The organism is Tsukamurella conjunctivitidis, assembly GCF_007858475.1.
GTDB classification, from domain to species: domain Bacteria; phylum Actinomycetota; class Actinomycetes; order Mycobacteriales; family Mycobacteriaceae; genus Tsukamurella; species Tsukamurella conjunctivitidis.
In genome coordinates, this window is sequence record NZ_VIGX01000007.1 from 175,180 (window position 1) to 189,072 (window position 13,893).

The 13,893-nt window shown below is 72.6% G+C and carries 17 protein-coding genes; 9 read left to right on the top strand and 8 right to left on the bottom strand.

The window, feature by feature from the left end:
* Window positions 1–15 precede the first annotated feature (15 nt).
* Together FK530_RS14510 and FK530_RS14515 are read left to right on the top strand one after the other, a co-directional pair.
* A complete protein-coding gene (locus tag FK530_RS14510; protein WP_146487744.1) occupies window positions 16–1,131 on the top strand; it encodes a M24 family metallopeptidase in 1,116 nt (371 codons plus the stop codon).
* Between the two features lie 21 nt (window positions 1,132–1,152).
* Window positions 1,153–2,598 (top strand): sugar porter family MFS transporter, encoded by a 1,446-nt coding sequence (locus tag FK530_RS14515; protein WP_146487745.1) that lies wholly within the window; start codon window positions 1,153–1,155, stop codon window positions 2,596–2,598.
* Window positions 2,599–2,626: 28 nt separating this feature from the next.
* On the opposite strand, the gene FK530_RS14520 is transcribed toward FK530_RS14515, so the two are convergent.
* Window positions 2,627–3,031 (bottom strand): PPOX class F420-dependent oxidoreductase, encoded by a 405-nt coding sequence (locus FK530_RS14520; protein WP_146487746.1) that lies wholly within the window; start codon window positions 3,029–3,031, stop codon window positions 2,627–2,629.
* 41 nt (window positions 3,032–3,072) lie between these two features.
* Between FK530_RS14520 and FK530_RS14525 the strand changes: the two genes are divergently transcribed.
* The 7 genes from FK530_RS14525 to FK530_RS14555 all read left to right on the top strand — a co-directional run bounded on the left by FK530_RS14525 (window position 3,073) and on the right by FK530_RS14555 (window position 7,811).
* Window positions 3,073–3,858, top strand: coding sequence for an SDR family NAD(P)-dependent oxidoreductase (locus tag FK530_RS14525; RefSeq protein ID WP_146487747.1), 786 nt, complete (start codon window positions 3,073–3,075; stop codon window positions 3,856–3,858).
* Window positions 3,855–4,994 carry a precorrin-6y C5,15-methyltransferase (decarboxylating) subunit CbiE gene (gene cbiE / locus FK530_RS14530; RefSeq protein ID WP_146487748.1) on the top strand — a complete coding sequence of 380 codons (1,140 nt, stop codon included), beginning with the start codon at window positions 3,855–3,857 and terminating at the stop codon, window positions 4,992–4,994. The genes FK530_RS14525 and cbiE overlap by 4 nt, the downstream gene beginning before the upstream one ends.
* On the top strand, window positions 4,991–5,761 hold the full coding sequence (gene cobM / locus FK530_RS14535) for a precorrin-4 C(11)-methyltransferase (protein ID WP_146487749.1): 771 nt from the start codon (window positions 4,991–4,993) through the stop codon (window positions 5,759–5,761). Before cbiE ends, cobM begins: the two co-directional genes overlap by 4 nt.
* Window positions 5,761–6,504, top strand: coding sequence for a cobalt-precorrin-6A reductase (locus FK530_RS14540; protein WP_146487750.1), 744 nt, complete (start codon window positions 5,761–5,763; stop codon window positions 6,502–6,504). Before cobM ends, FK530_RS14540 begins: the two co-directional genes overlap by 1 nt.
* 74 nt (window positions 6,505–6,578) lie before the next feature.
* Complete coding sequence (locus tag FK530_RS14545; RefSeq protein WP_316250469.1) at window positions 6,579–6,950, top strand: nuclear transport factor 2 family protein; 372 nt, start codon at window positions 6,579–6,581, stop codon at window positions 6,948–6,950.
* Between the two features lie 5 nt (window positions 6,951–6,955).
* Window positions 6,956–7,216, top strand: coding sequence for a hypothetical protein (locus FK530_RS14550; protein WP_146487751.1), 261 nt, complete (start codon window positions 6,956–6,958; stop codon window positions 7,214–7,216).
* 7 nt (window positions 7,217–7,223) lie between these two features.
* A complete protein-coding gene (locus tag FK530_RS14555) occupies window positions 7,224–7,811 on the top strand; it encodes an isochorismatase family protein (protein WP_146487752.1) in 588 nt (195 codons plus the stop codon).
* Between the two features lie 18 nt (window positions 7,812–7,829).
* Here the strand turns inward: FK530_RS14555 and FK530_RS14560 are convergent, their stop codons facing one another.
* The 7 genes from FK530_RS14560 to FK530_RS14590 all read right to left on the bottom strand — a co-directional run bounded on the left by FK530_RS14560 (window position 7,830) and on the right by FK530_RS14590 (window position 13,889).
* Window positions 7,830–8,261: a PPOX class F420-dependent oxidoreductase gene (locus FK530_RS14560; protein ID WP_146487753.1), complete on the bottom strand. Its 432-nt coding sequence runs from the start codon at window positions 8,259–8,261 to the stop codon at window positions 7,830–7,832.
* A 56-nt stretch (window positions 8,262–8,317) separates the two neighbouring features.
* Window positions 8,318–9,526, bottom strand: a complete 1,209-nt coding sequence (locus tag FK530_RS14565; protein ID WP_146487754.1) for an MFS transporter — start codon at window positions 9,524–9,526, stop codon at window positions 8,318–8,320.
* Window positions 9,523–10,431 (bottom strand): alpha/beta hydrolase, encoded by a 909-nt coding sequence (locus FK530_RS14570; protein ID WP_146487755.1) that lies wholly within the window; start codon window positions 10,429–10,431, stop codon window positions 9,523–9,525. The genes FK530_RS14565 and FK530_RS14570 overlap by 4 nt, the downstream gene beginning before the upstream one ends.
* A 96-nt stretch (window positions 10,432–10,527) precedes the next feature.
* Window positions 10,528–11,373 (bottom strand): helix-turn-helix domain-containing protein, encoded by an 846-nt coding sequence (locus tag FK530_RS14575; RefSeq protein ID WP_146487756.1) that lies wholly within the window; start codon window positions 11,371–11,373, stop codon window positions 10,528–10,530.
* A 79-nt stretch (window positions 11,374–11,452) separates the two neighbouring features.
* Window positions 11,453–11,743: a DUF1330 domain-containing protein gene (locus FK530_RS14580; protein WP_146487757.1), complete on the bottom strand. Its 291-nt coding sequence runs from the start codon at window positions 11,741–11,743 to the stop codon at window positions 11,453–11,455.
* 35 nt (window positions 11,744–11,778) lie between these two features.
* On the bottom strand, window positions 11,779–13,257 hold the full coding sequence (locus FK530_RS14585; RefSeq protein ID WP_146487758.1) for a precorrin-2 C(20)-methyltransferase: 1,479 nt from the start codon (window positions 13,255–13,257) through the stop codon (window positions 11,779–11,781).
* Entirely contained in the window at window positions 13,254–13,889 is a 636-nt protein-coding gene (locus FK530_RS14590) for a precorrin-8X methylmutase (RefSeq protein ID WP_146487759.1), read from the bottom strand. Before FK530_RS14590 ends, FK530_RS14585 begins: the two co-directional genes overlap by 4 nt.
* Window positions 13,890–13,893 lie beyond the last annotated feature (4 nt).

The following is a 13,893-nucleotide window of genomic DNA, read 5'->3' on the forward strand; positions in this document are numbered from 1 at the left end:
TGTCACAATCGGAGGATGACCCACTTCGCTTCCCAGGTGTACGCGACCCGTCTCACCAAGGCCCAGCAGCTCGCGACCACGGCGGGGACCCCGCTCGTCATCACCCCCGGCCCGGACCTCGCGTACCTCACGGGCATCGTCAGCGAATCGTTCGAGCGCCTCACGGCCCTCGTCATCACCGACGCGGGATTCGGCCTCGTGGTCCCGCGGCTCGAGCTCGCGATCCTCGGGGACTCCGCGGTGCCGGGGCTCGGCGAGGCCGGCGTGGAACTGTCCGTCCTGGACTGGGTCGACGGTGACGACCCCTACGCGCTGGTCCTCGGCCGGCTCGGCGGGGCGTCCACAGTCGCCGTCGCCGACGCCGTGCCCGCACTGCACCTCGTGCCGCTGCTGGAGCGCGGTCTGAGCGTGGGCCTGGCGACCGGCGTCCTGCGCCGCCTGCGGATGATCAAGGACGCGGCGGAGCTCGACGAGCTGCGCGCGGCGGGCGCCGCGATCGACCGGGTGCACGCGCGCGTCCCCGATCTCCTGAGGGTCGGCCGCACGGAGCGCGAGGTGGCCGACGACATCGCCGCCGCCATCGTCGAGGAGGGCCACACCGAGGCCGCCTTCATCATCGTCGGGTCCGGCCCGCACGGCGCGGATCCGCATCACGAGGTCTCCGATCGCGTGATCGAGGCCGGCGACATCGTGGTCGTCGACATCGGCGGTCCGCTGGCCTCGGGGTACAACTCCGACTGCACCCGCACCTACGCCATGGGCGCTCCGTCCGCCGCGATCGCCGAGCAGTACGCCCTGCTCGAGAAGGCACAGCGGGCGTCGGTCGAGGCGGTGCGGCCCGGCGTGACGGCGGAGGCGATCGACGCCGCGGGCCGCGATCTGCTCGGCGGCGCGGGTCTGGGGGAGAACTTCCTCCACCGCACCGGCCACGGAATCGGCCTGTCCGTGCATGAGGAACCCTACATCGTTGCGGGGAACGACATTCCGGTCGAACCGGGCATGGCCTTCTCGATCGAACCCGGAATCTACTTCAGTGGCCGGTGGGGCGCGCGGATCGAAGATATCGTCATCGTCACCGAGGACGGCTGCGAGCCCGTCAACACCAGGCCGCACAGCTTGACGATCCTCTAAGAGCGAGACACCGGAGGCAGCATGGCGCACGGCGGCGGCACGACGGCCGAAGGGCCTTCGATCTTCGAGGAGGGCGAGGGCAACAGCAGCCGCGTCGTCCAGATCGCGGTCGTCGCCGCGATGGGCGGCCTGCTGTTCGGCTACGACAGCGCCGTGATCAACGGCGCGACCAAGGCGATCGAGGGCCGCTTCGACATCCACGGCTACACGCTCGGCTTCGCGGTCGCGTCGGCGCTGCTCGGTGCCGCCGCGGGCGCGATGACCGCCGGCCGCATCGCGGACCGGATCGGTCGCCTGCGCGTCATGCAGATCGCCGCCGTGCTGTTCCTCCTCAGCGCCCTCGGCTGCGCGTTCGCCACGCACACGTGGATGCTCATCCTGTTCCGCGTGATCGGCGGCGTGGGTGTGGGCGTGGCGTCGGTGATCGCGCCGGCGTACATCGCGGAGGTCTCACCGGCCCGGATCCGGGGGCGGCTGGGATCCCTGCAGCAGATGGCGATCGTGCTCGGGATCTTCCTCTCGCTGCTGGTCGACTGGCTGCTCGCCTCGCTCGCGGGCGGCGCCTCGGAGGAGCTGTGGCTGGGTATGGAGGCCTGGCGATGGATGTTCCTCGTCATGGCGATCCCGGCGATCGTCTACGGCGTGGCCTCGACGATGATCCCCGAATCGCCCCGCTACCTCGTCTCGCGGCACCGGATCCCCGAGGCCCGCCGGGTGCTCACCATGCTCCTCGGCGAGAAGAACCTCGATCTCACCGTGACCCGCATCGAGGAGAGCCTCGCGGGCGAGGAGAAGCACTCCTGGCGCGACCTGGTGCGTCCGGGCGGCGGCATCTACCCGATCGTGTGGGTGGGCCTGCTGCTGTCGATCTTCCAGCAGGCCGTGGGCATCAACGTCATCTTCTACTACTCGAACATGCTGTGGCAGGCCGTCGGTTTCGAGGAGTCGCAGTCGAACCAGATCAGCGTCTTCACCTCGATCGTCAACGTCATCGTCACGATCGTCGCGATCATGCTGGTGGACCGGATCGGGCGCCGCCCGCTGCTGCTGATCGGCTCGATCGGCATGACGCTCTCGCTCGCCACGATGGCGATCTGCTTCAACACCGCGGCGATCGTGGACGGCAAGCCCGAACTCGACGGCGCCGCAGGGGTGATCGCCTTGGTCGCCGCGAACCTGTTCGTCATCTTCTTCGGCGTCAGCTGGGGACCGGTGGTGTGGGTCCTCCTGGGCGAGATGTTCCCCAACCGCATCCGCGGCGCGGCGCTCTCCCTCGCGGCCGCCGCGCAGTGGGCGGCGAACTGGGCGATCACGGTGACCTTCCCCAAGATGGAGGGCAACCTCACGCTCGCGTACGGGCTGTACGCGACCTTCGCGCTGCTGTCGCTGTTCTTCGTCTACCGGTTCGTGCCGGAGACCAAGGGCAAGACACTCGAGGACATGGACGGGAATCTGCCCGCCCGGTAGCGTCCGCGGGGAGCGCCGCCCGCGCCCGTCAGGAGCGCAGAGTGCTCGAGCCCAGCACCCGGGTCACGTCGATCTCGATCACGACGCGCTTCGGGTTCTCGCGCGGCTGCCTGTACCGCACCGCGTACCGGGCCTCGGCGTCACGCACCGACTCGCCGTCGGTGAGCACGCGCGCCGGGCCCTCCAGCGTGAGCCAACGGGCACCGTCGACCTGGGTGAGCGCGGCGTACCCGCCGCGCCCGGCGTTGCGGGCCTTCTGGCTGTCGCCCGATGTGATGACGCGGGCGAGACCCGTGGCGGGGTCGTACGTGAAGGCGATGGCCACCGTGTGCGGCGTCCCGTCGGCGCGCAGCGTGCTGAGCGTCGCGAGGTGACGCTCGGTCACGAAGGCGAGGGCGTCGGAATTGAGAGTTGGACGGTCGTCGTTCGGCACACCGTCACGGTAGCGGGACGCCGCGCGTCTAGTCTGGTCCGGTGAGTGCGGACAGGATTCCCGACGGTGCGGTGCTGCTCCTGGGCGGCCGGAGCGAGGTGGGCCTGGAAGTGGCGCGGCGGATCGCGCCGGGCCGCGACGTGATTCTCGCGGCGCGCCGCCCGGAGCACCTGGACGAGCAGATCGCGGCACTGCGGGAGATCGGCGCCACCGGCGTCTTCCCGGTCGAGTTCGACGCGGACCGCACGGAGCTGCACACCGCCTTCCTCGACGAGGTGGCCGATCGGTTCGGCCGGATCGGCGTCGCGATCGTCGCCTTCGGCATCCTCGGCGATCAGGCCCGCGCGGAGGCCGATCCCACGCACGCGGTGCAGATCGCGCAGACCGACTACGTGGCGCAGGTGTCGATCCTGCTCGGCTTGGCGAACCTGCTGCGCGCCCAGGACGCCCGGGAGGGCGGGCGCGGCGCGATCGTGGCCTTCTCGTCCGTCGCAGGCGTCCGCGTGCGCAAGGCCAACTTCGTCTACGGCAGCACCAAGGCCGGCCTCGACGGCTTCGTCCAGGGCTTCACGGACTCCCTGCACGGCACCGGCGTGCAGGTCCTGCTCGCCCGGCCGGGCTTCATCGTCGGCGCCATGACACGCGAGCTCATGGCGTCCGGCGTGAAGCCCGCGCCCTTCAGCCGCACCGCGCCCGAGGTCGCGGAGGCGACGGTGCACGCGCTGCGCCGCGGACGCCGGACGGTGTGGATCCCGGCGTTGCTGCGCCCGCTCTACGCCGGACTGCGGTTCGTCCCGCAGGCGGTGTGGCGGCGGATGCCGCGATGACGGTGACGGTGGTCGGCATCGGCGCCGACGGGTGGCCGGGCCTCACCGACGGTGCGCGCCGCGCGCTCCTCGACGCGACGGTGATCCACGGCGCCCCGCGCCAGCTGGAGTACCTCCCCAAGGGACTCGCCGACGAGGTCGCGCGCCCGTGGCCCTCGCCGCTGCTCCCCGCGATCGACGAGCTGACCGACGGCGCGCACGTCCTCGCCAGCGGGGACCCGATGTTCTACGGCATCGGCGCCACCCTCGCGCGCCGCCGACCCGACCTCGATCTGCGGGTGATCCCGCACCTGTCGTCCTTCGCGCTCGCCTGCGCCCGCCTGCGCTGGCCCGCCGAGGAGGTCACCGTCCTCTCCGCGGTCGCGCGCGACCCCTCGCCGGTGATCAAGGCCGTCCGCGACGGCCGGCGCACGATCGTGCTCAGCGAATCGGCGGCGACACCCGCACACCTCGCCGACCTCCTGCGGGACGCGGGCCTGACCGCCGCGATCACCGTATTGGAGCAGTTGGGCGGTCCGCGGGAGAAGGTGCGCCCGTTCGGCCGGAGACTGCGGTTCGACGACCTGAACGTGGTCGGGATCGAGCCCGCGGAGTCCGCCGGGCAACTCGTCTTCGAGCACGACGGCCAGATCACCAAGGCCGATGTCCGGGCCCTGACGGTGGCCGCCCTTCGGCCCGCATCGGGCTGGATCTGGGATTTCGGGGCCGGTTCGGGGTCCGTCGGCATCACCTGGGCCCTGCAGGGCGGGGGCTCCGTCGTCGCCGTGGAGCGGCGCGCCGACCGCGCGGCCCGGGTGGCGCGCAACGCCGCCCGGGCGGGCGTCGCCGTGGAGGTCGTCGTGGGGGACACCGCTGACCTCACCGCCGACCTGCCCGTGCCCGATGCGATCTTCGTCGGCGGCGGCCTCAGCGAGCAGCTCGCCGCCGCGTGCGTCGGCGTCCTGCCCGCCGGTGGTCGCCTCGTCGCCAACACCGTCACCGTCGAGGGGCAGAGCCTGGTGACCCTGCTGCGCAACCGGTTCGGCGGCGAGTTGCGCAGCTACACGGTGTCCGACCTGGAGCCGCTGGGTAGTGGCACGGCGTGGCGTCCGCGGAGGCCGATCGTGCAGTGGGTGCTGACCAAGGAGACCTCGTGACCGTCTACTTCATCGGCGCGGGCCCCGGAGCGCCCGATCTCATGACGCTCCGCGGCGCGGAACTGCTGTCCCGCTGCACGGTCTGCCTGTACGCGGGATCCCTCGTACCGCAGCAGATGCTGGACCGGTGCCCGCCCGGTGCGCGGCTCGTCGACACAGCGCGGATGCCGCTGCCGGACATCGTGTCGGAGATGGTCCGCGCGCACGGGGCCGGCCTCGACGTGGCCCGCCTGCACTCCGGCGACATCTCGCTGTACTCGGCGTTCACCGAGCAGGCGCGTCGGCTCGACGCAGCGGGCGTGCCCTACGAGATCGTCCCGGGCGTGCCGGCGTTCGCGGCGGCCTCGGCCTCCCTCGGGCGGGAGCTGACGGTGCCGGGTGTCGGCCAGTCCCTGCTCATCACCCGCGTCTCGACGCTGTCGACGGACATGCCGGCCGGCGAGGACCTCGCCTCGCTGGCCCGCACCGGAGTGACCCTCGCGCTGCACCTGGCCGCGCACCGCGCCGCGGCGCTCACCGACGACCTGCTGCCGCACTACGGCGCGGACTGCCCGGTCGCCGTCGTGGCCTTCGCCAGCCGCGACGACGAGCGGATCGTGCGGTGCCGGCTCGCCGATCTACCGGCCCGGCTGGCGGAGGCCGGGATCACGAAGACGGCGGTCATCTTCGTCGGGAGGGTGCTGGACGGCACCCTCGACGACGCTGCCGTCGAGGAGAGTTACCTGTACTCGGCGAGGCGGCTGCGCGCGCCCGGGGCGAGCCACTGATGCGGAGAGTGCTGGTCCTCGGCGGCACCGCGGAGGCCCGGGAGCTCGCGCGAATGCTGCACGACGACCCGCGCTTCGCGGTCCTCAGCTCGCTCGCCGGCCGGGTCGCTGATCCGCGCCTACCGATGGGGGAGACGCGGATCGGAGGGTTCGGCGGCCCCTCGGGGCTGGCGGCCTTCCTCGCCGACGGGGGCGTGGACGTGCTGGTCGACGCCACCCATCCGTTCGCCGCCACGATTTCGCGCAACGCCGCGCTCGCGGCGGAGGCGGCGGGCGTGCCGCTCCTGGCGCTGGTGCGCCCGGAATGGAGGCCCGGGAGCGAGGAGGCGTGGACGCGGGTGCCTACCGTCGCCGCCGCCGCGCAGGTACTGCAGCGGCGCGCCGGGGGCCGGGCCGCGCTCACCACGGGCCGACAGGACGCGCACGAGTTCGCCGCGCTCGATGATTGGTGGTTCCTCATCCGGGTCGTCGACGCGCCGTCGGGCCCGCTGCCGCGGCGACACGTGCTGCTCCACGACCGCGGGCCGTACACGATCGACTCCGAACGGGCGTTGCTGCGCGAGAACACCGTTGATCTTCTCGTCACGAAGAACAGCGGCGGCGATCTGGTCTCGGCGAAGCTGGCCGCGGCGCGGGAACTCGGCGTCGAGGTGGTCATGGTCGACCGCCCGCCGCGGCCGGCCGGGGTCCCGGCGGTGCCGACCGCCGCGGCGGCGTACGAGCGGCTCGTCGCCCGCACATGACTCACAACTAGAAGTTGTGGATCTGCCCGGTTTTCGAGCGGCGGGGACGACTCCGCACCCCTACGATGGCGAGTGTGGAGCTGCAAGCCCACGGACGCTACGACCAGGAGACGCGCATGACGAACATCGACATCCCCAGCCCGGTCGCGGAATTCATCGACGCCGTGAACGCCGGCGACGAGACCGCCTTCCTCGACGCCTTCACCTCCGACGGATTCATCGACGACTGGGGTCGCGTCTTCGGCGACCGCGCCGCCATGCAGGGCTGGAGCGCGAAGGAGTTCATCGGTGCGAAGGGCGTGCTGACGCCGGAGACGGTCGCCGTCGACGGCGACACCGTGACCGTGGTGGGCGACTGGCGCAGCACCCACGCCAACGGGCGGAGTGAATTCACCTTCGCGGTGGACGGCGATCGCCTGAAGTCCATGACGATCCGCGAGGGCTGACGACCGTGCGGACGATCGTCATCGTCACGATCGGGATCGTGCTCGCGCTGATCTTCCTCGCCCTCGGGCGCAAGGTCGGTTCCCTCGGCCCGCAGCGGGCGGCCATCGCCTTCGTCGTGCTCTGGACCCTCGCGATGATCGCCAACCTCGCCGTCGGCGTCTCGCACGGCTACACCGTCGCCGAGGAGTTCCCGATCCTCCTGATGAACGTGCTGCCGGGCGCCGTCGTGGCCCTCGTGGGCGCGCGGGTGCTCACCCGGGCATGATCGGGGGATGAGCGCAGCCGTCCTGGCCCTGCACTGGCAGGCGAACGTCATCGAGCCCGAGGGCTTCTTCGGCCCGCTGCTGGCAGCGCCGGTCGCGGAGTCCGGCGTCGTGGACCGGGCGGCAGCCTTCCACGACGCGGCGCTGGCCGCGGGCGTGCCGGTGATCTTCACCCGGTTCACGGTGCCCGACGGCGAGGGGGACCTGGTGCGGAACACTGCGTTCATGCGGGCCGTCGGCGATGCGCAGGAGGTCTTCCGCCCGGACGCCGACGGGGCGCGCATCATCGCCGCCATGGCGGACCAGCCCACCGCGGTCCACGACAACCAGCGGCTCTCGGGGCTCGCCGGTCCGGCCACGGAATGGCTGGCGGAGCACGGGATCGACACCCTCTACCTGACCGGCGTCGCGACGAACCTCACGGTGGAGCAGACCGCGCGACACGCGACCGATCTGGGTCTCGTGGTGCATGTGGTCGAGGACTGCGTGGCCGCGGCCGATCCGGCGGTGCACGCCGCATCGCTGGCGAACCTGGACCTCGTGACGGCGGGACGGGTCACCGCGGTCGCGGCCGTGACCCGGTTCGGCTCCGCGTGAGGGCCGCCGTCGGCGGCGTCAGCGCAGTTTCGCGCCGTAGGCGTGCGTGATCCGCAGGACGAGCAGTACCCGACGGTCCGCGACCATCACCTCGCGGTACTCGCGCCAGTCCGGGTGCTCACCCGCGCCGCGACGGTAGTAGTCGACGAGCGCGTCCACCTCCGGGCCGTCCGGGACGGTGGACGGGCCGATGAGCGTCGCCGTCCCCTCCGCGGTCGCCCAGGTGTACCCGTCGGGACTCGTGAACTCGATCGCGGCGCGCGGATCGCGGCGCAGGTTGGCCTCCTTGGCCCGCCCGGCCGTCATCGACACCAGGATCCGGTCCTCGCCGGCGTCGTACACGGTGGTGACCGGTGACAGTTGCGGCATGCCGCTCGCGCGCAACGTCGCGAGGACGCCGATCCGGCTGTCGGCGATGAGAGTGCGGGGATCGAACGGTGTCGGCGCCATGCCGGGTGCAACGCCCCGCCGGGCCCGGCTGTTCCGGGTCGACGGGGCGTCCGAGGTCAGACGACGACGCCGTCGAGCCGGGGGTCTGGTGTGGCGGTACGACGTCGCCGCTCCGCCGCGATGCTCGCTGCGGCGAGCAGGGCACCGACCCCGCTGAGCGCGACGCCGATCCAGACCGGCGAGGTCGGGCCGCCGCCGGCGCTGATACCGGTGCCGCCCAGTTGTGCCCCCACGGCGTTGCCGAGGTTGAAGGCGGCGATGTTGGCCGACGACGCGATCAGGGTGGCTGTGCCGGCGTTCCGCAGCACCCGGAGCTGCAGCGCGGGCACCGTCGCGAAGCCGACGAGCCCCATGACGGCGAGCGATGCGGCGACGAGCGGCTTCGAGCCGGAGAACACCGCCACCGCCGCGATGGCGAGGGGGAGGAGGGCGGCGAAGACGAGTAGCGCTCGGTCGGCATCGCGGTCGGCGGCGCGGCCGCCCACGAGGTTTCCGGCGAACAGGCCGAGGCCGAACAGCACCAGCAGCCAGGGGATCGCCGCGGCGCCGAACCCGGAGACCGAGCGGAGCAGCGGCTCGATGTAGGTGAAGGCGCCGAACAGGCCGCCGAAGACGAAGGCCGTGACGCCGCAGGCGATCCAGATCGACGGGCGGAGCAGGACCCGGAGCTGGCTGCGGACCGAGGTCGTTTCGGCGGGCACGTTCGGCACCAGCGCGGCGATGGCGGCCATCGCCACCACCCCGATCACGGCGACGGCCAGGAAGGTGGCGCGCCATCCGAATCGGTGCCCCAGCGCGGTTCCGGCGGGCACGCCGAGCACGTTCGCGACGGTGAGCCCGGCGAACATGAGGGCGATCGCGGATGCCTGCCGGTCCGGGGTGACGAGCCGCGCGGCGAGGACGGCACCGATCCCGAAGAAGCCTCCGTGGCACAGCGCCGCGACGATCCGGCCCGCCATGACCAGTTCGTACGTCGGCCCGGCGGCCGAGAGCGCGTTGCCCGCGACGAACAGTGCCAGCAGCGTCAGCAGCGCCGTCTTCGGCGGCCGCGAGACGAGGGCGAGCGTGACGGTGAAGGCACCGACCACGACACCGAGGGCGTAGCCGGTGACGAGACCGCCGGCGACCGGGATGCTGACGCCCAGGTCGGCGGCGACGTCCGTGAGCAGACCGGTGATCGAGAACTCCGTGAGCCCGATCCCGAAGCCGCCCATCGCGAGGGCGAGCAGGCCGGGGTGCAGGCGGCGTGGCGTGGTGGTGGTCATCGTGTTCCGTTCAGGGTCTCGCGCAGCCATGCGGCCAGATCGCGCTGGAGGTCGGTGGAGGAGTCGAGAACGGCGTCCATCCAGTAGAAGCCGTGGAGGGTGCCCGGATAGTCGACCGCGACGACGGGGACGCCGGCGTCGCGCAGGGTCTCGGCGTAACGGATCCCCTGCCCGCGGAGCACGTCGTACTCGGCCGTCGCGATGAAGGCCGCGGGGAGCCGACCGAAGTCGTCCGCGTCGAGGGGTGCGGCGCCGGTCGGCGCGGCCCCGTCCGGAAGGTACTGGCGCCAGAACCAGTCCATGTCCTCGGGGGACAGACCGACTTCCTCTGCCGGGAGCGGGTCGTAGTCGCCGGGTCGCAGTGGCGGATAGAGGACGGCGTGGGCCGCGACGCGCGGACCGCCCTCGTCCCGCATCCGCTGCACCAGGGCCGCGGTGAGTGTGCCGCCGGCGCTGTCGCCCACGACGGCGATCCGCTCGACGTCGACGTCCACCGCGCCGGAGGCGATCCAGGCCAGTGCAGCGGCAGCGTCGTCGAGGGCCGCGGGGTAGGGGTGCTCGGGGGCCTTCCGGTAGTCGACGGTGACCACCGTCGCGCCCGTGTCCCGGGCGAGGAGGCGGGCGGGTTCGTCGCTGAGTTCGATGTCGGCGGCGACGAAGCCGCTGCCGTGGAGCATGAGGATCACGGGGCCGCCCGGCGGGCCGTCGCGGTAGATCCGGACGGGGAGCGACGAGCCCGGCCCGACGAGGAAGGTGTGGCGCACCTCGGCGATGTCGACGGCGGGGCGCTGCAGATCGAGGTATCCGCGCAGGGCGCGTCGCGCGGCGACGACGGTGAGCGTGTGCAGGGGAGGGGCGTCCGCCGTCGCGGCGAGGTGCGCGGCGGCCTGGGCGTGCAGGGGCATGGGAGGTCCGTTCTTCGGGCAGCGCGGATCGCCGGGAGTCGCGTCCCGGTGGCGCGCGGGGTGGGGGAACGAGAGGGGAAGGGAGGAGAAGGGGGGTCAGTCGGCGACGCGGTGACGGAGCAGGGTGAGCGCGTCGTCGTGGGGGCTCCCGGGAGCGGCGCTGAAGGCGATCATCCGCGCGCCGTCGGACTCGGGGAGGTGCAGCATCTGATAGCAGAGGTCGATCCGGCCGACCCACGGATGCCGGAACTGCTTGAGCCCGCTGGTGCACAGCTCGACGGCCTGCAACGCCCACAGTCGCGCGAAGTCCCGGTCGAGCACCAACTCGCCGAGCAGCCGGCGCAGCGCCACGTCGTCCGGGAACTGCGCGGCGACCCAGCGGAGGGAGGCGACGGCCAGCTCGGCCTCGTGCTCCCAGTCGACGTAGAGCGACCGCACCTCGGGATCGAGGAAGATCTGGCGCACCTTGTTCGGCGGTGGATCGGCGTGGACGTCGGCGTGGGGTACGTGTGGGGCGATCACGGCGTTGCCCAGGCGGTTCCAGGCGAGCACGTCCTGGTTCCGGGAGAGCACCACGGCGGGGGTGTCCATCGCGTCGACGAGCTGCCGCACGCCGGTGAACCCGTGTCCGTCGCGGTCGATGGGCGCCGCTCGTTCACCGGACGGATGTGCCAGTTCGAGGAGGTGCAGGCGCTCGACCTCGGTCAGGCGCAACGCGCGGGCGAGGGCGCTGAGCACCTCGTCGGAGGGGTTGCCGGCGGCGCCCTGTTCGAGGCGGGTCAGGTAGTTGACCGACACTCCGGCGAGCTCGGCCAGCTCTTCGCGGCGCAGGCCCGGGACGCGGCGGCGGCCGTAGGTGGCGAGGCCGAGGTCGTCGGCGTCCACCGCTGCCCGGCGGGACCGGAGGAAGGAGCCCAGTGTCGGGGCGGTCTCATCGATCATGCCCCGAGTCTGGTCGAGTTCCCGCGCGGTTGCCTGCCCCTGCGAGGGGGCAGGCTCCGCGACGAGACGTCAGGGCAGGTCAGGAGCCTTCGCAGATCCGGATCTCGCGGACGGCGCCGTCGCCGAGGGCGGCGAGCGCCTCCTGATAGGCGGCGGAGTCGTGCGCGGCGACGGCCTGCTCGACGCTGTCGAACTCGATCACCGTGGTGCGCTCGACCTTCCCGGCCTCGTAGGCCACCGCGGGGAGCCCGCGGACCACGAACCGGCCGCCGGCGTTGGTGATCGCCGGGCCGCCGAGGCGCGCGTACTCGGCCATCTTCTCGGGGTCCTTGATCTCCTGGTAGAACGCGATCCAGTAGGCCTTCGCCATGGTTCCTCCTCGGTGGTGCGGATGGGTTTCGGTGGTCAGTATCGGCGGGGCGTGTGCACGATCCGCCCGCCGGAACGCTGGGTGACCTCGGTGCGGGACGACCCGACGATGAGCAGGCAGCGCATGTCCACCTGCTCCGGGTCCAGGCCGCCGAGGGTGGTCACCGTGAGCGACTCCTCGGGGGAGCCGACGGCGCGGCCTACGATCACGACGGTCTCGGGCGCACGGACCTCCAACAGCACGTCCCGCATCCGGACGAGCTGCTCGCGACGCGTCTTCGAGGCCGGGTTGTACACGGCGAGCGCGAGATCCGCCGCGGCGATCGCGCGCAGCCGGTCCTCGATGACCTCCCAGGGCTTGAGGTAGTCCGAGAGCGAGAGCACCGCGTAGTCGTGGCCGAGCGGGGCGCCGACCCGGCTGGCGACGGCGTTCGCGGCCGTCATGCCCGGCAGCACCCGGACGCGGATCGCGTGGAAGGCCGGATCGGCGGCGACCTCGGCGACGGCGGAGGCCATCGCGAAGACACCGGGATCGCCGGAGCTGACCACGGCGACCCGGGCGCCGCCGGCAGCGAGCTCGAGTGCGTGGCGCGCCCGCTCGGCCTCGACCCGGTTGTCCGAGGCGTGCACGCGCTGGCCGGGCCGCGGTCGGACGCGGTCGGTGTAGGTCTGATAGCCCACGACGTCGGTGGCCTCGGACAGCTCGTGCCGCACCTCGGGCGTGGTCCACGCCTCGTCGCCGGGGCCGAGGCCGACCACGACCACCTCACCGCCCGCGACCTCGGGACCGGCCGGGGCGTTGATCCGTCCCGGGACGAGCACGGTGGCGAAGTAGGGGACGTCCTCCGCGCTCACGTCGCCCACCGCGAGGACCCGCTCGTCCGCGCGGCTCGCCCGCTCGACGTACCAGGCCGCGCCCTCACGCTCCGCCTCCCGCAGCGCCCCGCGCACCGCCGGGAAGGTCCGGCCCAGCTTCATGATCGCGGCGGCGTCCGTATCGGCGAGGCGACGGCGGAGTTCCGGCTCGGGGAGCGTGCCCGGCAGCACGGTGAGCACCTCGTCGGCCTCGACGAGAGGGACGCCCGTGGCGGCGGCCGCGGCGCTGACGGAGGTGACCCCGGGCACGACGACGCACTCGAACCTGTCCCGGAGCCGCTTGTGCATGTGCATGTAGGAGCTGTAGAACATCGGATCGCCCTCGGCGAGCAGCGCGACGTTCCGCCCCGCCGCCAGGTGCTCGGCGAGTTCCTCGGCCGCCTCGGTGTAGAAGTCGTCGAGCGCGCCGCGGTAGCCGCCGGGATGGTCCGTGGTCTCGGTGGTCACCGGGTACATCAGCCGGATCTCGGTCTGCCCCTCGCGCAGGTACGGCGCGGCGCACGCCCGCGCGTTCGACCTGCCGTGGCGCGCACTGTGATAGGCCACGACATCGGCCTCTCCGATCAGCCGTGCGGCCTTGACCGTGACCAGCTCGGGATCGCCCGGGCCGACGCCGACGCCGTACAGGATCCCCGTCACAGCTCCTCCTCCCGCGCCAGCGCGTTGAGCGCCGCCGCCGTGATCGCGCTGCCGCCGCGGCGGCCCAGCACGGTGATGTACTCGACGCCCAGCCCCTCGGCCTCCGCGACGAGCGCGTCCTTGGACTCCGCCGCGCCGATGAAGCCGACCGGGACACCCACGATGACAGCGGGTTTCGGAGCACCTGCGGCGATCAGATCGAGGAGATGGAACAGGGCGGTGGGCGCGTTGCCGATCGCGACGACCGCGCCCTCCATCCGCTCGCCCCACAGCTGCAGCGCCGCGGCGCTGCGCGTGTTCCCGATCTCGGCGGCCAGCCCCGGCACCCGCGGATCCCGCAGCAGGCAGAGCACCTCGTTGTCCGCGGGCAGGCGCGTGCGGGTCACGCCGTGCACCACCATGTTCGCGTCGGCCAGGATCGGCGCTCCCGCGCGTAGCGCGGCGCGCCCGGCGGCGACGGCGCTCGCGGAGATGCGGATGTCGCGATCGAGGTCGGTCTGGCCCGCGGCGTGGATCATGCGGACGGCCACCGTCTCCCCGTCGCCGGCGAAGGAGGCCAGGTCCGCCTCGGCCCGGATCGTGGCGAACGACCGCCGGTAGATCTCGGCGCCGTCGGTGAGGTAGTCGTGCACCCGG

Bases quoted from the DNA above. Each gene is read 5' to 3' on its own strand.
- FK530_RS14580 (WP_146487757.1), bottom strand. From the start codon at position 11,743: ATGGCGAAGGCCTACTGGATCGCGTTCTACCAGGAGATCAAGGACCCC.
- FK530_RS14510 (WP_146487744.1), top strand. From the start codon at position 16: ATGACCCACTTCGCTTCCCAGGTGTACGCGACCCGTCTCACCAAGGCC.
- cbiE (WP_146487748.1), top strand. From the start codon at position 3,855: ATGACGGTGACGGTGGTCGGCATCGGCGCCGACGGGTGGCCGGGCCTC.
- FK530_RS14555 (WP_146487752.1), top strand. From the start codon at position 7,224: ATGAGCGCAGCCGTCCTGGCCCTGCACTGGCAGGCGAACGTCATCGAG.
- FK530_RS14565 (WP_146487754.1), bottom strand. From the start codon at position 9,526: ATGACCACCACCACGCCACGCCGCCTGCACCCCGGCCTGCTCGCCCTC.
- FK530_RS14560 (WP_146487753.1), bottom strand. From the start codon at position 8,261: ATGGCGCCGACACCGTTCGATCCCCGCACTCTCATCGCCGACAGCCGG.
- FK530_RS14570 (WP_146487755.1), bottom strand. From the start codon at position 10,431: ATGCCCCTGCACGCCCAGGCCGCCGCGCACCTCGCCGCGACGGCGGAC.
- FK530_RS14515 (WP_146487745.1), top strand. From the start codon at position 1,153: ATGGCGCACGGCGGCGGCACGACGGCCGAAGGGCCTTCGATCTTCGAG.
- FK530_RS14540 (WP_146487750.1), top strand. From the start codon at position 5,761: ATGCGGAGAGTGCTGGTCCTCGGCGGCACCGCGGAGGCCCGGGAGCTC.
- FK530_RS14575 (WP_146487756.1), bottom strand. From the start codon at position 11,373: ATGATCGATGAGACCGCCCCGACACTGGGCTCCTTCCTCCGGTCCCGC.